At 43.4% G+C, this 23,360-nt stretch carries 14 protein-coding genes; 10 read left to right on the top strand and 4 right to left on the bottom strand.

Features of this window, described 5'->3' with window-relative positions:
- Positions 1-8: 8 nt before the first annotated feature.
- The 4 genes from BMW86_RS08860 to BMW86_RS32765 all read left to right on the top strand — a co-directional run bounded on the left by BMW86_RS08860 (position 9) and on the right by BMW86_RS32765 (position 4,537).
- Positions 9-1,901 carry a RagB/SusD family nutrient uptake outer membrane protein gene (locus BMW86_RS08860; RefSeq protein ID WP_089780975.1) on the top strand — a complete coding sequence of 631 codons (1,893 nt, stop codon included), beginning with the start codon at positions 9-11 and terminating at the stop codon, positions 1,899-1,901.
- A gap of 11 nt (positions 1,902-1,912) precedes the next feature.
- The gene (locus BMW86_RS08855) at positions 1,913-2,620 is read left to right on the top strand and encodes a DUF3823 domain-containing protein (protein ID WP_089780973.1); all 708 of its coding nucleotides are present in this window, start codon (positions 1,913-1,915) and stop codon (positions 2,618-2,620) included.
- Between the two features lie 45 nt (positions 2,621-2,665).
- Positions 2,666-3,691, top strand: a complete 1,026-nt coding sequence (locus BMW86_RS08850; protein WP_089780971.1) for a glycoside hydrolase family 43 protein — start codon at positions 2,666-2,668, stop codon at positions 3,689-3,691.
- Between the two features lie 669 nt (positions 3,692-4,360).
- On the top strand, positions 4,361-4,537 hold the full coding sequence (locus BMW86_RS32765; RefSeq protein ID WP_177189201.1) for a hypothetical protein: 177 nt from the start codon (positions 4,361-4,363) through the stop codon (positions 4,535-4,537).
- Between the two features lie 29 nt (positions 4,538-4,566).
- On the opposite strand, the gene BMW86_RS08845 is transcribed toward BMW86_RS32765, so the two are convergent.
- Together BMW86_RS08845 and BMW86_RS08840 are read right to left on the bottom strand one after the other, a co-directional pair.
- Complete coding sequence (locus BMW86_RS08845; RefSeq protein WP_089780969.1) at positions 4,567-5,271, bottom strand: response regulator transcription factor; 705 nt, start codon at positions 5,269-5,271, stop codon at positions 4,567-4,569.
- Positions 5,272-5,344: 73 nt separating this feature from the next.
- A complete protein-coding gene (locus tag BMW86_RS08840; RefSeq protein WP_089780967.1) occupies positions 5,345-6,841 on the bottom strand; it encodes a sensor histidine kinase in 1,497 nt (498 codons plus the stop codon).
- A 242-nt stretch (positions 6,842-7,083) separates the two neighbouring features.
- On the opposite strand from BMW86_RS08840, the gene BMW86_RS08835 reads away from it, so the two are divergent.
- The 5 genes from BMW86_RS08835 to BMW86_RS08815 all read left to right on the top strand — a co-directional run bounded on the left by BMW86_RS08835 (position 7,084) and on the right by BMW86_RS08815 (position 15,304).
- Positions 7,084-8,007 (top strand): hypothetical protein, encoded by a 924-nt coding sequence (locus tag BMW86_RS08835; RefSeq protein ID WP_089780965.1) that lies wholly within the window; start codon positions 7,084-7,086, stop codon positions 8,005-8,007.
- Positions 8,008-8,233: 226 nt separating this feature from the next.
- Entirely contained in the window at positions 8,234-8,506 is a 273-nt protein-coding gene (locus BMW86_RS08830; protein ID WP_089780963.1) for a hypothetical protein, read from the top strand.
- A gap of 21 nt (positions 8,507-8,527) precedes the next feature.
- Complete coding sequence (locus BMW86_RS08825) at positions 8,528-9,961, top strand: phytoene desaturase family protein (RefSeq protein ID WP_089780960.1); 1,434 nt, start codon at positions 8,528-8,530, stop codon at positions 9,959-9,961.
- Between the two features lie 147 nt (positions 9,962-10,108).
- A complete protein-coding gene (locus tag BMW86_RS08820) occupies positions 10,109-12,685 on the top strand; it encodes a T9SS type A sorting domain-containing protein (RefSeq protein WP_143056531.1) in 2,577 nt (858 codons plus the stop codon).
- Positions 12,686-12,889: 204 nt separating this feature from the next.
- The gene (locus tag BMW86_RS08815) at positions 12,890-15,304 is read left to right on the top strand and encodes a glycoside hydrolase family 3 N-terminal domain-containing protein (protein ID WP_089780957.1); all 2,415 of its coding nucleotides are present in this window, start codon (positions 12,890-12,892) and stop codon (positions 15,302-15,304) included.
- 83 nt (positions 15,305-15,387) lie between these two features.
- Here BMW86_RS08815 and BMW86_RS08810 read toward each other — a convergent pair whose 3' ends face one another.
- Positions 15,388-16,647, bottom strand: a complete 1,260-nt coding sequence (locus tag BMW86_RS08810) for a sensor histidine kinase (RefSeq protein ID WP_255372880.1) — start codon at positions 16,645-16,647, stop codon at positions 15,388-15,390.
- A gap of 23 nt (positions 16,648-16,670) precedes the next feature.
- Positions 16,671-22,769, bottom strand: coding sequence for a HAMP domain-containing protein (locus BMW86_RS08805; RefSeq protein ID WP_255372879.1), 6,099 nt, complete (start codon positions 22,767-22,769; stop codon positions 16,671-16,673).
- A 167-nt stretch (positions 22,770-22,936) separates the two neighbouring features.
- On the opposite strand from BMW86_RS08805, the gene BMW86_RS08800 reads away from it, so the two are divergent.
- Positions 22,937-23,350: a response regulator gene (locus BMW86_RS08800; RefSeq protein ID WP_089780955.1), complete on the top strand. Its 414-nt coding sequence runs from the start codon at positions 22,937-22,939 to the stop codon at positions 23,348-23,350.
- Positions 23,351-23,360: the final 10 nt, after the last annotated feature.

Raw genomic sequence — 23,360 nt, 5'->3', positions numbered from 1 at the left:
CAGAGATAATGAGAAAACATATTCTAATCATATCATCCTTCCTTATATTCATTTTAGCGTGTAATAAGGATGCCGATTTTTTAAATACTGCTCCCAAAGATATCCTTACCGATGATGCCGTATGGAAGAGTGAAGACTTAACACTGTCTGTACTGGCTGATTTGTATAACCGTTATCCGGAACAACAAACCATCACCAACTGGGCAGAGTTCACCAATTTTGATGAAGGCTTTCCTTCTGAAGCTGGCAACTACTGGCGGACCAAACAGGTGGATTATCCATATGACTGGTGGAACCTCTGGGATTATGGTTACTTCCGTGACCTGAATCTTTTTGTGCAGAAATGCCAGGCAGCGGATCAGTTATCTGCTGATGTGCGGAACCGTTTTGTATCAGAAGCAAGATTTTTACGTGCGGCGCTTTACTTTGAAGAAGTAAAGAGAATGGGAGGGGTACCTCTGATACTGGAGCCTATGGAATATAACTTCAGCGGAGATCCTACCTATCTGCAACATGCCAGGGCAAAAGAATCTGATATCTATGATTTTGTGATCGCTGAAATGGATACTATCAAGGCCATTCTTCCTGATGATGCCAGTATTAAATCAAGAGCTACCAAAGGAGTTGCATTGGCCATGCAGGCACGTGCCGCCTTGTATGCCGCCTCTATTTCTAAATATGGAGTGAATACGCCAACGGTTAGTTTAGCAGGCGGGGAAGTAGGTATTTCTGCGGATAAATCTACTGCTTATTATACCAAGGCGTTAGCCGCTGCGCAGGAAATTATCAGCAGTGGAAGGTATTCCCTGTATAAAAAGAAAACAGAGGACCTGCAGGACAACTTTGCTTCACTGTTTTATGATAAATCGAATAATCCTGAAGTGATTTTTGCACAGGATTTTAAACTGAAGAGCGGGAAAGTAGAAGACTGGACATTGAATAATCAGCCCTGGTCTTCCGCAGAAGAACAACAGGGTGGCAGGGTGAATCCTTCCCTGAACCTGGCACAGTTGTATGAGAAACTGGATAATACTTACAGTCCTTTTGTTACCAATACAGGCAGTGATTATGTATACTATGATAATCCGCTGGATATTTTTGCCGGTAGGGATGCTCGCCTGGGTGGTACCATCATTTTGCCCGGTACTAAATTCAAAGGTGTACCGCTGGACATATGGGCAGGAGTGATGTACTGGAAAAACGGTCAGTATAATATTATTACCGGAGATAACTTCGGAGATCAGGATAGTATTCCGGTTGCCGGTGCTCCTAAAAGCTCGCAGGTAGTAGGAGCAGATGGCCCTGTAGACGGACTGCAATTCAGTGCCCAGACCGGGTTCTACGTTCGCAAGTTTATGGACCAGACAGTAGGTTCCGGACAGATAGGAACAAGAAGTGAAGTATGGTGGGTACGTTACCGTTATGCAGAGGTATTACTGAATGCTGCGGAAGCTGCTTTTGAACTGGGGCAGAATGATGTTGCCGCTACTTATATAAACCAGGTACGTGAAAGGGCGGGATTTACAATACCACTTGGCACTATTACTTTCGACAGAATTGTACATGAAAGAAGAGTTGAGCTGGCCTTTGAAGGACATGAGCTGTTTGATAACAAACGCTGGCGACTGGCGCATAAAGTATGGAACGGAGAGACGATCAGCGCTGCTGATCTTGTCACTAACATTGGTAAAGCCGACAAGGTAAATACAATGATATACGGGCTATGGCCATATAAAATCTATAATCCGGGGAATGCCAATGATGGCAAATGGGTATATAAAATTGTGAAGCCATCGAATGTTACTGCGGCACATCGCTTTAAGCTGGGAAACTATTATTCCCAGATAGGCTCTGATATCCTCAGTAATAATCCCAAGCTTATTAAAAACCCTAACCAGTAAAAATATTTCACATGAAGAAGATAATATACCTGGCATTGTGCGTGGCGGTGTTGTCCTGTAAGAAAGATAATTATGATTCCCCTTCTGTTACTTTGGCGGGAAGAATTACCTATCAGGGAGAACCGATCAATGTAAGTTCCAAAGATGTTACGTTTGAATTATGGGAACCGGGATGGGGTAAGAATGGTGCGATTACCGTAAATGTTAATGAAGATGGTTCTTATTCGGCGTTGCTTTATAACGGCAATTATAAACTGATTATTCCTCCTTCTCAGGGGCCTTTCAGGTCTGTACTGAATAATGAAACCAATTCGGATACGGTGCGTTTGCAACTGAACGGTAACAGAACAATGGATATTGAAGTGATGCCGTATTATATGGTGAGGACTCCGCAGTTTTTATTAACAGGTACTACTGTAGGTGCTTCCTGTAAGCTGGAGAAGATCATTACAGATGTCAATGCAAAGGATATTGAAAATGTATTTCTCTATCTCAATCAGACAGCATTTGTAGATGGAACTAATTACATTGCAAGGAGCAGTATAGCAGGGAGTGATATTGCAGATCTGAATAATGTAAGTTTGAATGTAGAGGTGCCAGCCAGTACTTCTGCGAATGGCAGTACTGGGGATCAGCAGTATATTTATGCAAGGATAGGTGTGAAGATTAGTGGAGTGGAGGACCTGTTATTTTCGCCTGTACAAAAAATTGATCTTTAATAATGACTGAACTCCGGATGCGTCCGGAGTTCGCATTTTGCATCTATGAAAAGACTCACCTTCTTATTCCTTCTTTTTGCAGCTGTGCATGTAAATGCACAACAACAGTTCAGGAACCCATTATTATCTACAGGGCCTGATCCCTGGTGTGTTTACAAAGACGGTTACTACTATTATATGAATTCCATGGGTGACCGGCTGGAATTGTGGAGAACAAAGAGCATGGCGTTACTGGGTACTGCTCCGCATAAGACTATCTGGAGACCACCGGCAACAGGGCCTTATTCCAGGGACATCTGGGCGCCTGAGATCCATTTCCTTAACGGGAAATGGTATGTCTATTTTGCAGCGGACGACGGTGATAATCAGCATCACAGGATGTATGCACTGGAGAACAGCGCAGCAAATCCTATGGAAGGCAACTGGGTATTTAAAGGAAAGGTAGCCGATGTGGAAGATAAGTGGGCAATTGATGGCAGTGTGTTTGAGCATAAAGGGCGGCTATACATGATATGGTCTGGCTGGGAAGGAGATAAGAACGGACAGCAGAATATTTACATAGCAACGATGAAAGACCCGGTAACGATAACCGGACGGCGAGTGAAGATATCCAGTCCTGTTTACGACTGGGAGAAACATGGAGATCTGGGTGATCCCAATTTAAAACATGTAGATATCAATGAAGGACCTGAGATATTGAAACATGATAATATGTTATTCCTGGTGTACTCGGGGTCCGGGTGCTGGACGGACAATTACACATTAGGGATGCTGGTAGCAAATGCCGGCAGTAATCTCATGGATGCCGGATCATGGAAAAAGTGGCCGGTACCGGTGTTTAAACAGGCGCCTGAAATTGGTGTGTATGCGCCGGGGCATAATTCATTTTTCACCTCTCCGGATGGAAAAGAGTCCTGGATTCTGTATCATGCGAACGATCATTCGGGGGATGGATGTGGGGAAAAACGCTCTCCGCGTATGCAGCAGTTTACCTGGAGCAAGGATGGAATGCCCGTTTTTGGGCTTCCTGTGTCTACGAAAGTGTTATTAAAAGCTCCTGCGGATAAATAAATATCAATTTTGCTAATATATTCTAACATGATTAGTTGATGCTTGCATGTTAGCAATTCTGCGTCTCACTTTTTTTTTGTTAACGCCCTACTGGCTTGCACCATAATTGAGGATAGTGCTGTATATTTTCATTGCATTTTATGTAAATTTAAGTAGCAGATTACGAAAATCATTTATTCCACTTTTATGCCATCAATCGTTTTACATTACGTTATCATTGCGGGCATTACAGTCATGTTTATTTTAGTGAACAAAATCTACGGACACAAGACTAAAATAGGCGTAAGAGAACATAGTGAGCAACAACTGTAGAAGCGCAACAACATCAACCTGTTAAACCCAACATCTTCAACCAATGTCTACTGTTCTGTACAGACAGTCTTAGATATCTATGTGCCTTTCAGAAAGAGTATATATTAGTCTATAAAATTTATGGACTATTAAGAAGAATTTACTATCTTCGTTATCACCACTCTAATTAAGCCACCATTAATTAGTTGATTTATAGGTACAAAATCAAAAATAACTAATATGCGTTTTTAACATCACATCTATCTGTGGCTATATTTCAATTTTAACATTATGATCTTCGTCTTAGCGGCCTTACTGGTAAGGAAGTGGCTTAGGAAAAGCGTCCCTGCCTCAACGGTCCTTTAAAATCGATTTGAAATGAAAATTCACCTACAACATGCAAACTCTTTTGCATCCATTGGCGTAATCGCCGTTATTATCGCTTTTACCATACAGGTAAATACAAAGCCTTTCCCGGTGGAGGGCAAAACTACCTTAAAGAATTGTCAGGATACGGTGAGAGGAAAGTCGGTTCCGGTACACAACGAGAATTAATCAGCATATTATAAAAAACAGACAGGGTACTATTTCACATTAAAAACGAAACCTATACCATATACATTTTTGATGCTGATGTTAGTGTTGTGCTGGAAATACTTGCGGAACCTGGAGATAAACACGTCCAGGCTTCTGCCAACAAAATAATCGTTGGACCCCCAGACTTTATTCAGGATCTCTTCGCGTTTGATTACGCGGTTTACATTATGGAAGAATAGCACCAGCAGATCACATTCACGAGGTGTGAGTATAATTTCTTCTCCGCTTTCTGTGATCAGTTTTAAGGAATCCACAAACAGCTGGTTGGTACCTATGCTGATTGCGCCTTGCTGTTGTGGCTGGTCTGAGGAAACAACCTGTTGTTTTCTTTTGATGATATTACGGATACGCAACACCAGTTCATCTACATCAAAAGGTTTTACCACGTAATCATCGGCGCCTATTTTCAGACCGTTGAGGCGGTCTGTTTTATCTCCTCTTGCTGTGAGAAAGAGGAAGGGTACGTTATTGTTCACTTTCACTACACGGTCTGCCAGTTCAAAACCGTTGAGGCCAGGCAGGTTTACATCTATCAGCAGTATGTGGTAAGCATCCGGTGCTTTTTCAAAAACATCCAGTGCGGTAAGGCCGTTTTGTTGCCAGTCCACATCAAAATCCATCAGTTCCAGGTATTGTTTAACAACATTGCCCAGATCTGCTTCATCTTCTACCAGAAGAATTTTGTGTTTCATCCTTTTATAATTTAATCAGGAGTGTATCGTCCCCATTTTATATCCTTCGGTCATGCCTGGTTGATAGCATTCATTATTCAGGTATAATGATTACAAATGTACTTCCTTTTCCGGCTTCACTTTCTACTTTTAATTTCCACTGATGAGCATCAATACATTGCTTTACATAATGCAGTCCAAGCCCTAATCCTTTTGAATATTGGGTAAGATCTTTCTGATGTCTGTAGAACTTATCAAAAATATACCTGATTGTTTCTTTAGTCATGCCTATGCCGTTATCACTTACAATGATCTGCAAGCCTTCCTTATCTGTAGTAATGGATACTGTGATCCGTTTAAGCGGCTGCAGGTTATATTTTACGGCATTGTCCAGTATATTCAACAGCAGAGTAGCAAAGTGGAAGCTGTCTGCCTCCACCGTGATATCGCTGGGATATTCTTCGTAGGTGAGGTGCAGGTTAGCCTCAGAGAATTTAATGCTAAAATCTGTAAGGATGTCCTTTACAAGAATGTTGAGGTCCTGTGGCTCTTTATGTACAGATAGTTTATCTATAGCAGCAATATCGAGTACCTGTCCTATCAGCAGTTTTAATCTTTGTGATTGTCGTTCTATAATTTCAGATAAAGATCGCAGGGCAGTTTTATTATCAAGGATCTTTTCATTCTGGATATTTTTATTGGCTACCATGATTGCCGAAAGAGGTGTATGGAATTCATGGGTGATGTTATTGATGAAATCTGTTTTTACATCGGACAGATGTTTCTGTTTGATCCAGTTGCGAAGGGTAATAATAAAGAGGGTGATGATGGCCAGCATGGATAACAGGGACATGGTCAGCATCAGCCGCATTTGTTTGAATACCATTTGCCGCCTGTTATATGGATCTGCATGAAAGGTGAAAAAGATGGCGTAGGTGTAAGGTACCTGGTCTGATACGTTCAGGCTTAATACCATACTCTGATCGTCCGGTTTTTTCAGGTTACCAAAAATGTGTAATCCTGTTTTCTCCTGCATGGCGCTGTCGATCAGTAAATATTTATTGCGGCCATCGTATATGTTTACATATTTCAGATCACCGAACATCAAATCTATTCTGTGTATACTCAGCAGATATTTTAATGAATCTGTGATGTGCTCTTTCTCTTTTATACTCGCCAGCAGGCTGTCTACTTTTTGTTCTTTAATAAGAGCATTGAAAATATTATTTAAGAGGAGCTGTGTTTCTTTATTGAAGGCGGCAGTATCTGCAGCGTGTAATCTTTCCAGCTCTTTGAACTTTGGCGCTATATATCTGTCGATGATTTTTTTACCGCCCGGGAATAACTGATCATTGACGATGGCACGGGTATAGTCTTCCTGTATCTGCCCCTTCTTTTCGTAATAGAAGCGACGGTTCAGTAAATCATACGTGTTGTACACGAGAATGAACTGAACAAGTGCAAGTACAAGGAAACAGATAACTGATGTTGTAATGTAAATCTTAACCGGATGCGTCATGAAATAATTCCTAAAGGACAAATATATCCTTTCAAGTGACAGCTTTTCCCTCATCCGTAAGTTTCTTATCATATATAAATATCGGGAATTTAATTTTCATTCACAATCTATTAAACATTGTTTACAATTGGTTTGGTTTTTATTGACAAGTTTTAAATGGTTGTAATGCTAATTTAGTGGCTTATACTCTTTGTGCTAAAATACCACTAAACACGTACTCAGTCCTGGCTGTAAGTTGCAAATCGCTATTAACCTATATGTTATGCTTTGTAGCTTACAGCCTTTTTATTTTAACCTTACGCTGACTTTTGTTAATGAAGAAGAAACTAAGAATACTCGCACTTTTGAGCCTGACATTTGTAGCTGTACATGGCGAGAGCTGTAAAAATGATACGACCGAAAAAATTAAACTGACAGTGCCATCTGCGGATGAACCACCACTTACCTGGCAGGAACACTGGTTTGAACACAAACAGCTTGTAAAGCGCATTTATTACGACGATAATGTGGCTGTTTACTACGATGATGCTGTTGACAAAAACATCACCTGGCCGGCAAGAAAGATGGAAGACATCTGGAAATATGTAAAGAAAACCTATGGCACTTTTGGTAAAGAAGGAAGACTATATGTAATACTGCATAGCGGTAAATATGGTGGCGGTCATCCTGCTACTTATTTTGACGGAAGTCATGACTACCGTAATGTAATTGACGTGGGACAGGAAGGTCTGTGGACAGACAGCACCGGCTGGAACCTGGGCGCTACTGCACATGAGGTTGGACATATCGTGGAAGGTGGTTCTAAAAACGTTCATAACTCACCCGCATTTCCTATATGGGGAGACAGCAAATGGATGGAAATATTCCAGTACGATGTGTACAAAGCATTGGGATGGAATGATGCTGCTACCAGCCTGTTTGCAGAAATGCAGACCAAACATGATGATTTCCCGGTTGCAGGAGCGCAATGGTTCAGGAACTGGTTTTACCCTATCTATAACGAGCATGGCGGTACTGCCACACTAAATAAATTCTTTGATCTGCTGGCTAAGAACTTCCCTAAAAATGGCAATGCTTATACCCGTGATATGAACTGGGGAGAGTTTGTACATTTCTGGAGCGGAGCGGCAGGTGTTGATCTGAAAGCACAGGCTACTCTTGCCTTCGGTTGGCCGGCCGAATGGGAAGTTCAGTTTCAGCAGGCTAAAAAAGACTTTCCTGCTATAACTTATAAGTAGTCTTACTATCCTTTACCTACCCCTGTAAGCACCGGTGTTGTAAAACACCGGTGCTTTTTGTGTGTGTTCTTCTACAATATGGCATTTCGAAGGGCTTAATTTGCTATAAAAGAACCCTTTTTAGATACTGGCAGATATTTTGTTCTTAAAATAATGTTAACGTATGAAGAAATAAAACCCCAACTGCCGCCGGATATTCCGGAGGTAGCATCATTCAATTGTTTTTATGGAAAAACATACTGTTACGGTTTACATTGAAGGTCGGTCTTATCAGATTACTATTACGGTGAATGAGATGGAGCATGAAACCACCTATGAAGTAATTACGAGCGGTAATATTCTGAAGGATTTTTCGCCCGAAGCAGAAGAAGTGATTCCTGAATACATCAGCTGGCAGGAAGATTCTGTGGTAAGACCAGAAAAGCGGCTTAAGATGGTAGAGAGTGAACAAATAGCCCGCATTATCTGGACGGACATATTAGACATGATGGAACGCTGATTCTACTTACTTTTGTATAACATGTACAAAAGGGAGTATGATGCAATTATAGTGGGTTCAGGCCCCAACGGACTATCAGCTGCTATTGCAATGCAACAGCAAGGGTTGTCTGTCTTATTACTGGAAGGAAAAGATACTATAGGTGGAGGACTACGTTCCAGAGAGCTTACCTTACCCGGGTTTATTCATGATGTTTGTTCTGCTATTCACCCACTGGCAGCAGGTTCCCCTTTCTTTAAGCAGCTCCCCCTCAAACAATTTGGTTTAACTTATCTGCAACCTGCACTACAGGCAGCCCATCCTTTTGATAATGGAGCCGCAGCCATACTGGATACTTCACTTAACAATACAATACAATCTCTTGGCAATGACGGCGAGGCTTACCGGCAGTTAATAGCTCCTTTGCTGAAAGACTGGCCATTACTGGCGCCTGATATCCTGGGGCCATTACGTTTCCCTGATCATCCGTTGTTAATGGCAAAATTTGGTCTTAAAGGGCTGTTGCCTGCTACTCAGCTGTTGAAACGTTTTAAAGGGAAGGAAGCGAAAGCATTATTTGCCGGGATGGCCGGGCATTCCATGCTGCCGTTGTCCAGCCTGACTACTTCTGCCGTTGCATTGGTGTTGCTGATGAACGGGCATCTGGGCGGTTGGCCTGTGCCTAAAGGAGGGTCTATGGCTATTGCTAATGCCCTGGGAGATTATTTCAGATCATTAGGGGGAGAGATCGTGACCGGTGTATATGTGCGTTCTTTAAAGGAATTGCCACCTGCACGTGCGGTATTACTGGACGTAACCCCCAGGCAATTATTAACTATTGCCGGAGAGCGTTTTTCTTCTTTATATAAGTGGCAACTGCAACGCTACCGTTATGGTATGGGCGTATTCAAGATAGACTGGGCGCTGGACGGACCTGTTCCTTTTACAGATGATGCATGCCGCAGGGCAGGTACGGTACATCTGGGCAATAGCATGGAAGAAATTGCGAATAGTGAATACATGGCGACTAATGGGCAACATGCTGAGCGTCCTTTTGTGTTGCTTGCACAACAAAGCCTGTTTGATGATACCCGCGCTCCGGTGGGTAAACATACCATATGGGGTTATTGCCATGTACCTAATGGCTCTTCTGTTGATATGACGGATGCTATCGAGAAACAGATAGAGCGTTTCGCTCCCGGCTTCCGCGATCTGATTCTGGGTAAGCATGTGATGAACAGTGTGCAGATGGAAAATTATAATCCGAATTATGTAGGTGGTGATATAAACGGTGGCGTATTGGATATTACGCAGCTGTATACACGTCCTGCATTGCGCTGGTCGCCTTATAATACATCGGCAAAAGGCATTTATGTTTGTTCTTCTGCTACGCCGCCTGGTGGTGGTGTACATGGTATGTGTGGTTTCCACGCTGCAAAAAAAGCATTGAAAGATATCTTCAGTATCCGCATTTAAACTCCATTAACAATCCATTTAACATCTGTTGACATGTTTGTTCTCTTTCTCTGACTATATTAGTAGAGATATACCCAGCCCGTGTGTGACCCAACGTAGACGTCTATGAAAAACGAATAATTCTCAACCAAAAATAAAACCCAATCTATGATTCTCAGGATCTTTACAAAGTTATCCCTGTCAGCTCTGCTATTGTGTGGTATGAGTCCGGTCTATGCCCAGACGGATATTACTGCAAATGGTGGCGTTGTAACCGCTCAGTATTCAAATGGTAATGTTGCCGAAAATTACCAGAACCTGACGGACAACAACGTCAACACAAAATATTATATCGATCAAACAGCGTACTGGTTAGGTTATCAGTCGACCTACACCGCGATTGTTACACAGTACACTATTACTTCTGCCAACGATGCTTCCGGCCGTGACCCCAAAAGCTGGACGCTGACTGCTTCTAATGATGGTAACACCTGGACTACCATCGACACACAAACCAATCAGACTTTTGCCAACCGTTTTCAAACAAACACTTACACCTTCTCTAACAGTACCGGCTATCTGTACTATCGTTTGAATGTTACTGCAAACAATGGTGCCGGGGATTCTCAACTGGCGGAATGGCATCTTGCCGGTTCTGCTTCGGGGCCCGCTGCGCCGACTGGCCTTACAGTTACGTTATCTACCTATAATGCGTCTCTTAACTGGTCTGATAACTCTACCAACGAAACAGGCTTCCAGGTGCAAACTTCTATTGATGGTATAAATTTCAGCACCATCTACACTACATCTGCTAACCAGCATACATACGGAGATAGTGGCATAAGTGCTTCTACTGCGTATGAGTATCGCGTGATAGCTGTGAATGCAGGCGGGATCTCTGCTCCTGCTATTGCCTTTGCATCTACACCTGCGGCGCCTTCATTAACAGACATCACTGATTTTACAAATGGTGTTATTACAGACCAGTACAGTACTACTGGTGTGGAAGGCATTGCCAAAGTTACAGACAACAGTGTTTATACCAAGTATCTGACTACACACAATGCAACATGGCTGAACTTTAAATTACCTGCTGGTGGTATTGCAAAACAATATGCTATTACCTCCGCTAATGATGCCACTGACAGAGATCCGAAAAACTGGACGTTCCAGGGATCTAATGACAGTATTAACTGGATAACGCTTCATACTGTAAAAGGACAGGTATTCCCTTCCAGGTACAAGAGAAGGTTGTATTTAATCAGCAATACTTATTCGTATATTCATTACAGATTAAAGATCACTGCTAATAACGGTGGCGCTTATACACAATTGGCAGAATTACAGATTTACGGTACCGGCACAGGTACTGTTGATACAAGTATCCCTGCTGTACCATCCGGCTTAACTACACTGGCTGTATCCGGTAATCAGATCATACTGGACTGGGCAGATAATGCATCCAACGAAACCCGTTATACACTGGAAAGATCTACCGACAGTACTAACTGGGGTACTTCCTTTACACTGGACCCAAACACTACACATTTCTACTCACTGGAACTGTCTCCGTTAACTACTTATTACTATCGTTTAAAAGCAGTGAACGCAAATGGTTCTTCTGCATGGGTATATGCTAAGAATACCACACTCACCAATGTACCTCCGGCTACCTGGAAGGAACACTGGTTTGAACATAATCAGTTACTGAGCCTCGTATACAGCAACAGCAGCGTGAATATTTATTATGACAGCGCTACTCCTACTTCCATTACCTGGATGAATCAGGACTTTACAGATGTGTGGAACTATGTAAAACAGAACTACGGGACCTTTAGCGACCCTAAGGTAAATATGGTGTTTCATAGCAATGGTTATAGTGGCGGTCATCCTGCTACTGTATTTGATTCTAATCATGATTACCGCAATGTGGGAGATCTTGGTGGAGAATGGAGTACAAGAAGCAGCTGGAACGTAGGTGCTTCCATTCATGAAATAGGCCATATTGTTGAAGGTGGCAGCAAAGGGGTAAAGAAATCACCTGCATTCGCTATCTGGAATGATAGCAAATGGAATGAGATCTTTATATATGATGTTACCAAACGTCTTGGCTGGACTGCTGATGCACAGCAAACATATAATGATGTAATAAACGGTCAGGATAATTATCCAAGACCAGGTACCCGTTGGTTTAAAAACTGGTTCTATCCGATTTATACACATGCTGATTCCAGTGCTGCCTTGAACCGTTTCTTTGTTTTGTTATCACAGTACTTCCCTCAGCATAACGGTGAATATACCCGTGATCTGAACATGGGAGAGTTTATACATTTCTGGAGCGGTGCTGCTCAGTATAATCTGAAAGCACAGGCTGATACAGCATTTGGATGGAACAGCACTTATGAACAGCAGTTCAAACAGGCACAGATTGATTTCCCGTTCACTTATCCTGATGTATTGGTTAGTCCTATTGCTGTGGTTAAACCAACACATTTACCTTCCTGTCTGCGCATATGGCCTAATCCGGCAGCAAATACCGTGTATTTAACATTGCCGGAGGATAAGCAGTATACGATAGATGTCTATTCTGTTTCGGGTATTAAAACGTTATCTCAACGTGTTAAAGGGACCAGCAGTACGCTGAATGTTTCTGACCTGCCTGATGGATTGTATATCGTTACTGTGACAGATGGTAAAAAAGTAATTTCTAAAGAGAAAGTAGTTGTAAGTAATAAACATCACTAAACATATTATTACTGTAGCAAAATCCAACTGTTCGGGGGTGTACCGGTTTTCGGTGCACCCTCTTTTTTAATAGTCCAATAATAGCGCCCCTTAAAAGGAACAACGGAATTACCAATAAATGGGACAATCTTCTCATTTTAATAAATATTCAATAATTAACCCCGCTAACTTGTTATTTTTATGATGTAATGTGAATAGATAATAATGAAAATAAGAAAATCGATTATCGGGAATTGCTTTATGTTAGGGATGGTAGCTCTTGGAGGAGTAACACCAGCTATAGGGCAAACGCATAAGACCGCAGGGGCCGTTGTGCTGTACAAAAATCCCGCTGCCACAGTGGATAACAGGGTAAAGGATTTGTTGAAGAGGATGACACTGGAAGAGAAAGTTGGGCAGTTATGTACCCTGCTGGGATGGGATATGTATGAGAAAAACGGGGACTCCGTAGGTGTAAGCGCTGCCTTTAAAGATGTGATTGCAAAAAGGCATATCGGTAGCTTCTGGGCTACTTTAAGAGCTGACCCCTGGACGAAAAAGACATTGGAAACAGGATTGTCTCCTAAGTTGTCTGCAATGGCGACTAATGCTTTACAGAAATATATGATAGAACATACCCGCCTGGGTATTCCGTTGTTCCTGGCAGAAGAATGTCCGCACGGGCATATGGCTATTGGTACAACGGTGTTCTCTACTTCTATAGGACAGGCCAGCACCTGGGACCCTGCACTGATCAAAGAAATGGCGGGCGCTATTTCTCAGGAAGCACGTGTGCAGGGCGCTCATATTGGTTATGGGCCGGTACTGGACCTGGTACGTGAACCCCGCTGGTCGAGGCTGGAAGAGACTTATGGCGAAGATCCTTACCTGATTGGGCAGATGGGTATTGCTATGGTAAAAGGCTTCCAGGGAAACAGCATTAACAGCGGTGTGAATGTGATCTCTACATTGAAGCATTTTACAGCCTACGGTTCTCCTGAAGGAGGGCATAACGGGGGTATTGCTAATACAGGCAGCCGTGAACTGAATACCTCTTACCTGCCGCCTTTTAAAAATGCGATACAGGCAGGAGCATTGTCAATTATGGCTTCTTATAATTCTATAGATGGTGTGCCCTGCAGTTCCAATTCTTTCCTGCTGAAAGATGTATTGTGTAAACAATGGGGTTTCAAAGGATTTACTGTTTCTGATCTGGGTGGTATTCCCGGTCTGAAATCAACTCATCATATAGCGGCTGATATGGAAGAAGCAGCTACATTGTCTATGAATGCGGGTCTGGATGCAGACCTGGGTGGAGAGGCTTATGGAGATGCATTGATAAAAGCAGTGAATAATAAGAAGGTAACAATGGCTACTATTGATACAGCAGTAAGCCATGTGTTAAGGCTGAAATTTGAGATGGGGCTTTTCGATAAACCTTATGTAGATGTTGCGACAGCAGAGAAAACAGTAGGTACAACAGCGCATAAGCAACTGGCAGAAAAAGTAGCCGCGGAGTCTATTGTGTTACTGAAAAATGAGAATGGTATTCTGCCTTTAAAGAAGTCTATAAAGAACCTGGCGGTGATAGGGCCTAATGCTGATAACATGTATAATCAGTTAGGTGATTATACTGCTCCTCAACCGGAAGAGAAGATCGTTACTGTGCTGAAAGGTATACAGGCAAAGATCTCTTCAGATACAAAACTGAAATATGTAAAAGGATGTTCTATCCGCGATACGTCCAGGGCAGGTATAGATGCTGCTATAGCGGCGGCAAAAGATGCGGATGCGGTGATTCTTGTATTGGGTGGTTCCAGTGCACGTGACTTCGCAACGTCTTACCAGAGTACAGGTGCTGCGGTTGTAAAATCAGCAGAGAATGCAGTGAGTGATATGGAAAGCGGAGAGGGTTTTGACAGGGTAAGTCTGGACCTGATGGGTTTACAGAATGAGCTGATGCAGCGCATTGTTGCCACCGGCAAACCGGTGATACTGGTGCTGATAGAAGGCCGTCCGCTGAATATCAACTGGGCAGCGCAGCATGTTCCTGCTATCGTGAATGCGTGGTATCCGGGTCAGGAAGGTGGAACGGCGGTAGCTGATGTGCTGTTCGGGGATTACAATCCAGCAGGACGTCTGCCGGTTTCGATTCCTAAATCAGTAGGACAGTTGCCCGTTTATTACAATTATAAGAACGCTTCCCGGCATGATTATGTAGAAATGAATAGTCAGCCGCTTTATAGCTTTGGCTATGGATTAAGCTACTCTACGTTCGATTATCAGCATCTTACTATAGATGTACAGGATAAGACTACGTTGAAAGCAACGGTGAAATTGCTGGTGAAGAATACCAGTGCGCTAGCAGGGGATGAGGTTGTACAGTTATATCTGAAGGATGATGTCAGCTCTGTGGTGACAGCTGTTAAGCAACTGAAGAAATTCCAGCGTATTCATTTACAGGCAGGAGAACAGAAAGAAGTAACTTTTGAATTGTTACCGGAAGATCTGAAATTACTGAATATGCAGAATAAGTGGGTAGTTGAACCGGGCAGTTTTACTGCGATGGTAGGTGCTTCTTCAGAAGATATCAGATTAAAAGGAACCTTTCAGGTGAGTAAGGAAGTAGTAGTTCAATAAAGGTTTTTTTTGTGATGGTGCATTCGCACCATCACAAAAAAATAAGGGGGGTTTGCAGGGCGAAGCCCTGCACCCAAAATATTTTAATTAAACATTGGTAAACTGCTGGCTGTTTGTTGCTTCTCAGGAATACCAACAATAAAAGTAGCGCCGTGATCTATTTCACTGGTGGCTTTAATAGAACCGTTATGTTGCTCCATTATCTTTTTACAGATGGATAAACCAATGCCGGTGCCTTCTATTTCATGATAACTGTGCAGGCGTTTGAACACGATGAAAATATCATCTGAATACTGACTTTCAAAACCAATACCGTTATCTTTTACAAAGATCCTGTAATAGTAACAGTCTGCAATTTCAGGATGTTTCTCCTGCTCTGCATAGATATGTATTTCGGGTGTTACTTCCTTCTTCCTGAATTTAAGCGCGTTGCTGATGAGATTATAAAATACCTGTCGCATTAAAATGGGGATAGCAGAAACAGCAGGCAAAGGATCAATGATGATACGGGCATTTGTTTGCTGAATCTTTATTTCCAGTTCATTCACCGCCTCTTTCACAATGTCATTCAGGTCAGCGGATACGAAGTCGCCACCCTGAATAGAATGCCTGGAAAAACGTAACAGGTCACTTACCAGTTGCTGCATACGGATGGTAGCATTGGTGATCTTTGTTACGTATTTATCTACATCATCGGTCCCTGTTTTCTTCTGGATGATCATATCACTGAACACACGGATTTTACGCAGGGGTTCCTGTAAGTCGTGAGAAGCAATGTAGGCAAACCTGTCCAGCTCTTCATTGACTGTTTTCAGGTGAATGTTGTTCTGGATAAGTTGTCTGTTTAACTCTCTTATTTTCCGTTCAGAGGCTTCTCTTTCTTCAATCTCTTTTTGCAGGGACGCATTCGTGTTCAGTAACTTTTGTTCCTGTGCAATGAGTGACTGTGTTTTACGATAAAGCTCTACGAACAGACCTACTTTTATCCTCAGTAATTCCGGATTTACAGGTTTATAAATGAAATCAACTGCCCCCACTTTATAACCTTTGAAAATAGCTTCATCTTCATTGTGTGCAGTAATGAAGATGATAGGTACATCTTTCAGTCTGTCCCGCTGATAGATCAGTGCGGCCGTTTCAAAGCCGTTCATATCGGGCATCTGTACGTCCATCAGGATCAGGGAAAAATCAAATTCCTTTAATAATATTTTTAATGCAGCCCGGCCAGAGTTTGCTTTTACTATGATATAGCTCTCCCTTTCCAATATGGATTCTATAGACATCAAATTATCTGCTCTGTCGTCTACAACTAATATTTTAATTGGATCTTGTTGTTCCAGCACCTTTGAAATTTTTCAAATGAATATTACCTATACAGCCATACCCGCATTAAAGACAACAGCTGGTCTATTTTCAACGGTTTGGTGATATAATCAGAGGCTCCTGCTTCCAGACATTTTTCCCTGTCGCCTTTCATTGCTTTTGCTGTTACTGCAATAATCGGCAGTGCGCTGTTCTTATGTTCCCTGCGGATTTTCTGCATTGTTTCATAACCATCCATTTCCGGCATCATGATATCCATCAGCACCATATCTATCTGATTGTTTTCACTCAGGATATTGATGGCTTCTTTTCCACTTTCTGCTGTAATGGTGTTGATGTTGTAGCGTTCAAAAGCTGTGGTGAGTGCAAACAGGTTACGTACATCATCATCTACTACCAGTACATTCTTATGGATCAGTACATCTTTTTGTGAACGGAGATCTTCTATCAGTTGTCTTTTCTCCGGCAGCAAAGAATTATGATTGATATGCAGCTGCATAATAGTTTCTTCCAGTAGCAGATCAAGAGAATTAACACCTTTCAGCAGTATTTTATTGGCGTATTGCTTCAGTTTCGACTTTTCTTTATTGGAGAAATCTTTAGCAGAATATACAATTACAGGCGTGGCATTATACCTGTTCATCGTATTGATGTTGGCAACAAATTCGGCCCCTTCAATATCAGGTAACATATAATCTGCTATGATGCAATCATAAGAATATTTATTTATCAGATCAATAGCTGTTTTTCCTGTCTCCACAAATTCCATTTCTATCAGGTCTCCGTTACTCAACATCCTGGCTATCTGGGAAGCATCAGGTTCGTTGTCTTCCACAACTAATACCTTCTTATGTTTACGGCTATCCAGCTCTATGATGTTGTTAAACAGTATAGTTAGCGCTTCCGTTTTCAGCGGTTTTAAGTTAAAGCTGCGGGCGCCACGTTGCATAGCCAGTAACCTGTTTTCTTCTCCTGATATCAGGTGAATAGGAATATGCCTCAGATTGATGTCGTTCTTAAACAGATCAAGTACCCTCCATCCACTGGCATCCGGCAGTTTTACATCGAGAGTTACAGCTATAGGGTTGAACTTGTTGGTGAGATCAAATACTTCTCCGAAGGTGGTAGCTACCACTACTTTAAGACCCATCTCATGCGCCTTTTCCTGCATGATCTTGGCAAAACGAACATCATCTTCCACTATCAGCACTACTCTGTCTGTATCAAGGATATGTGTTCTGTCATCCCCAATTTCATTGATGATCTCATTTAATCCTTCCAAATCTTTAGTATCAGAAGCTTTGAGAGAAGGAACTGTTTGAATTAAAGCAGGATTGTAATTGTTATCCCCCAGTTTATATCCGCTTATACTTACGGTAAGACTGCTTTGTTTTTCTTTCCTGATAGTAGTAGGATTGTAATTGAGCGGCAGGAAGAGTGTGAATGTACTACCTCTGCCGGCTTCACTTTCCAGTTCAATAGAACCACCTAACAGGTCGGCAAGACCACGGCTGATGGATAATCCAAGACCAGTACCACCGTACTTACGACTGGTAGAACCTTCTGCCTGCTGGAATGCTTCAAAGATGATATTCTGTTTGTCTTTGGAGATACCGATACCGGTATCCTTGATTTCAAAGGCCACTACCCTGTCCGCACCATCCAGACTGTAATTCAACAGTTTCCAGTTGCGTTTAGCTTCGTAAATGCGGAGTCTTACTTCTCCTTTATCCGTAAACTTAAATGCATTGGACAACAGGTTTTTGAGGATCTGGTTGAGACGCTGTACGTCTGTTTCCAGGCTCTGTGGCAGCTGTTCATCCATATCAATACCGAAGCGTAAGTTTTTACTTTCAGAGATATGTTTGAAGGTAGTTTCCACAAATCCGACAACCTCATTGAAACGCACTTTAATGAAGTCCGTAGAAATATATCCGGACTCAATCTTGGAGAGATCAAGGATGTCGTTGATTAATTGAATAAGGTCATCTCCGCAGCTGTGAATGGTTTTCGCATAACGCACCTGTTTTTCATTCAGGTTACCATCATGGTTTTCGTAGAGCTGCTGCGCTAAGATTAAGAGTGAGTTCAATGGCGTACGTAACTCATGCGACATATTTGCCAGGAACTCTGATTTGTATTTGGACGTCAGCTGCAATTGTTCTGCTTTTTCTTCCAGCGATTTTCTCGCTTCTTCCACCTCTTTGTTCTTCTCTTCTACTTCCTCTTTCTGTTTTACCAGCAGGTGTGCTTTATCCTGTAACTCTTCATTCGTTCTTCTCAATTCATCAGCCAGTGACTGTGATTGTTCCAGCAGGTCTTCTGTTCTGGAGTTAGCCTCAATGGTATTCAGTACGATACCGATACTTTCTGTCAGCTGACTTAAGAAGTCTAAGTGAGTCTGACTGAATGAATCAAAAGAAGCCAGTTCGATAACGGCTTTGATCTCTGTTTCAAACAATACTGGTAATACAATGAGGTTAAGAGGTGCCGCCTCTCCTAATCCTGAAGAGATTTTAATATAGTTGGATGGAACGTTTGTTAAGAGTATCCTTTCTTTTTCTACGGCGCACTGTCCTACCAAACCTTGTCCCAGAGAGAATTCGCGGGACATGGTTACTTCATCTCCGTAAGCATATGCCGCAAAGAGTTTCAGTTTAGGGTTTTCCTGGTATTCTTCCTGTTCAAGGATGTAGAACATACCTTTTTGTGCATTTACCACCTGGGCAAGCTCTGAGAGGATACGACGTGTTACCGTGTTGAGATCTTTTTGTCCCTGCAACATCTGTGTAAACTTCGCCAGGTTGGATTTCAGCCAGTCCTGTTCCTGGTTACGCAGGGTTGTTTGTTTCAGGTTAGCGATCATCTGGTTAATGGTATCTTTCAGTTCTTCCACCTCACCTTTCGCATCTACACGGATCATCTGGGTAAGGTCTCCTTTCGTTACTGCGGAAGCCACATCAGAGATCGCACGCACCTGAGTGGTAAGATTTGCTGCCAGCTGGTTTACGTTCTCTGTCAGGTTCTTCCAGATACCGGAAGCACCAGGAACACTTGCCTGACCGCCCAGTCGTCCTTCAACACCCACCTCACGGGCCACGTTGGTAACCTGGTCGGCAAACACCGCCAGGGTATCAATCATTTCATTGATGGTTTCTGTGAGCTGTGCTACCTCTCCGCGGGATACGATGGATAACTTCTGTTTAAGGTTACCGGTAGCCACGGCGGTTACTACTTTCGCAATACCACGCACCTGGTTGGTAAGGTTGGAGGCCATCATGTTCACGGAGTCTGTTAAGTCTTTCCATGTACCTCCCACGCCCTGTACTTCTGCCTGACCGCCGAGTTTACCTTCTGTACCTACCTCACGGGCCACACGGGTTACCTCAAAGGCGAAGGAGTTCAGCTGGTCTACCATGGTATTGATGGTATTCTTCAGATCGAGGATTTCCCCTTTAACGTCTATGGTTACTTTCTTGGATAAGTCACCCGAAGCCACCGCTTTGGTTACCTCGGCGATATTACGCACCTGGGAAGTAAGGTTACCCGTCATCTGGTTTACGGAGTCCGTTAAGTCTTTCCAGGTACCCGCCACACCCGGTACGAATGCCTGCCCACCGAGTTTACCATCGGTACCCACCTCACGGGCCACACGGGTTACCTCAGAGGCGAAGGCGCGCAGCTGATCCACCATGGTGTTCAGTGTTTCTTTCAGCTGCAGAATTTCTCCGCGTACGTCCACCGTAATCTTACGGGACATATCCCCGTTTGCCACAGCGATAGCCACATCGGCGATGTTACGCACCTGAGCGGTGAGGTTACCCGCCATCTGGTTCACGGAGTCTGTTAAGTCTTTCCAGGTACCCCCTACGCCAGGCACGTTTGCCTGTCCGCCTAGTTTACCTTCTGTACCTACCTCACGGGCCACACGGGTTACCTCAGAGGCAAATGCGCGCAGCTGTTCCACCATGGTATTGATGGTATTTTTCAGTTCCAGGATTTCTCCTTTAACGTCTACTTCAATTTTACGCGATAAGTCACCGTTTGCTACCGCAGTGGTTACTTCCGCAATGTTACGCACCTGTGAAGTCAGATTAGACGCCATGATATTCACGGAGTCTGTCAAATCCTTCCAGAGACCTTCCACACCGGGTACATCTGCCTGACCACCCAGTTTACCTTCGGAACCTACCTCACGAGCCACACGGAATACTTCCGAACCGAATGCATTCAGCTGATCCACCATGGTATTGATAGTGTTTTTCAGCTCCAGGATTTCCCCTTTTACGTCCACGGTGATCTTACGGGAGAGGTCACCTTTTGCCACGGCGGTGGTTACCTCAGCGATATTACGCACCTGTGCTGTCAGGTTAGATCCCATCTGATTTACGGACTCTGTTAAGTCTTTCCATGTACCACCCACACCCTGCACTTTCGCCTGCCCGCCCAGCTTACCTTCTGTACCTACTTCCAGTGCCACACGGGTCACCTCAGAGGCGAAGGAGTTCAGCTGATCCACCATGGTGTTGATGGTCTTTTTCAATTCAAGGATTTCTCCTGCTACGTCCACAGTGATCTTTTTGGAAAGGTCACCATTTGCCACGGCGGTGGTCACTTCGGCGATGTTACGTACCTGTGCCGTCAGGTTAGATCCCATCTGGTTTACGGAGTCTGTTAAGTCTTTCCATGTACCACCCACACCCTGTACTTTCGCCTGACCGCCTAGTTTACCTTCTGTACCTACTTCCAGCGCCACGCGGGTTACCTCAGAGGCGAAGGAGTTCAGCTGATCCACCATGGTATTGATGGTGTTTTTCAATTCAAGTATCTCTCCGCGTACATCCACGGTGATTTTACGGGAAAGGTCACCTAATGCCACGGCGGTGGTTACGTCGGCGATATTACGCACCTGAGCGGTGAGGTTACCCGCCATCAGGTTCACGGAGTCTGTTAAGTCTTTCCACACGCCCCCTACGCCTTTTACTGTAGCCTGACCACCCAGCTTACCTTCGGAACCTACCTCACGGGCCACACGGGTTACCTCTGCGGAGAAGGAGTTCAACTGGTCCACCATGGTATTGATGGTGTTTTTCAGTTCCAGGATTTCTCCTTTTACATCCACAGTGATTTTACGGGAAAGGTCGCCCCGCGCCACGGCGGTGGTTACCTCAGCGATGTTACGCACCTGGCCGGTAAGGTTGGAGGCCATCTGGTTCACAGAATCTGTTAAGTCTTTCCATGTACCGGCCACCCCTTTTACTTCTGCCTGTCCGCCCAGCTTACCATCTGTACCTACCTCACGGGCCACACGGGTTACCTCAGAGGAGAAGGAGTTCAGCTGGTCCACCATGGTATTGATGGTATCTTTCAGTTCAAGGATTTCTCCCTGTACATCTACTGTAATCTTTTTAGAAAGGTCTCCTTTTGCCACGGCAGTCGTTACATCAGCGATGTTACGCACCTGTGCTGTCAGATTACCCGCCATCTGGTTTACGGAGTCTGTTAAGTCTTTCCACACCCCGGCCACGTCCTTAACCTTGGCCTGACCACCCAGTTTACCTTCGGAACCTACTTCACGGGCCACGCGGGTTACCTCACGGGAGAAGAGGTTCAGCTGTTTCACCATCCCGTTTACCTCAGTGGCAATACGTGCAAATTCTCCTTGCAGCAGGTGACCTTCAATTTCCAGGGGCATTTCCTGGGAAAGGTTTCCTTTTGCAACAGAGCTGATTACGTGCGCTATTTCGATGGTAGGATGTACCAGGTCGGATATGAGAGTATTGATAGAGACAACTGCTGTATTCCAGGAGCCACGTGCAGTACGGGGCATCTGTACACGGTGATTCAGCCGGCCCATTTTCCCGATTGTATTACGGGCCAGGGTCAGCTCCTCAACCAGGGTTTCGTTGAGAGAAATAATATCATTAACCGTATCACAAATTTTGCCGCTCAGTCCGATGCTGTCTATAGACATACGGACAGAGAAATTCCCATTTTTAACCTCAGATAATACCTGCAGCAATTGGCGGGCATCCAGCTCATCGGACAGTGGTTCATACGTTCTTGTGGAATCCTGTGGAGCTTTTTCCACACTATCAACTGGCTGGGCATCCTGCCCAGGTGACTTTTTCCGGGTAGCCATTTATGAAGGTATTAGAGTATTAAGGACTTATATCTAAGTAATGTAATCTTTTGTGGTGCTGATTCAGGATACTAAAAATCCGTATACATTGTGCATATCGTAAGTATATATCATATAGTTTTGAAGTAGTAATTTTGTAGTACTTTTACAAATAATACATTAATTAGATGCAATTTTTAGGCCATTCAAAGAGGCTGATCCTGTTGGCAGAAGATGATATTGATGATAAGGAACTGCTTGAAAATGCATTTGAAGAAATTGATCCTTCCTGGCAACTGGTATGTATACCTAATGGCAGAAAGTTCATCAAATATCTTGATACTATTCAGGACGTGGATCTCCCTGCTTTGCTGATACTTGATTATAATATTCCGGAACTGACAGGTGTGGAGATAGTAAAGGAATTGAATGATCATGCCCGCTACCTTGCTATCCCTAAAATTATATGGAGCACTTCCAGTTCTCCCGTATTTAAAGCTATGAGTATTGAGCTGGGTGTTGTAGACTATATTACCAAACCGAGCGACCTGGCCTCTTTTCAAACCGTTGCCAGACACATGTTGTCTTTTGTGAAGGAGTAATCAGCCGTTA

This window comes from Chitinophaga sp. YR573, assembly GCF_900110995.1.
GTDB lineage: Bacteria > Bacteroidota > Bacteroidia > Chitinophagales > Chitinophagaceae > Chitinophaga.
The sequence above is the reverse complement of the archived record's forward strand: the minus strand, read 5'-3'. Positions and strand labels throughout refer to the sequence as shown.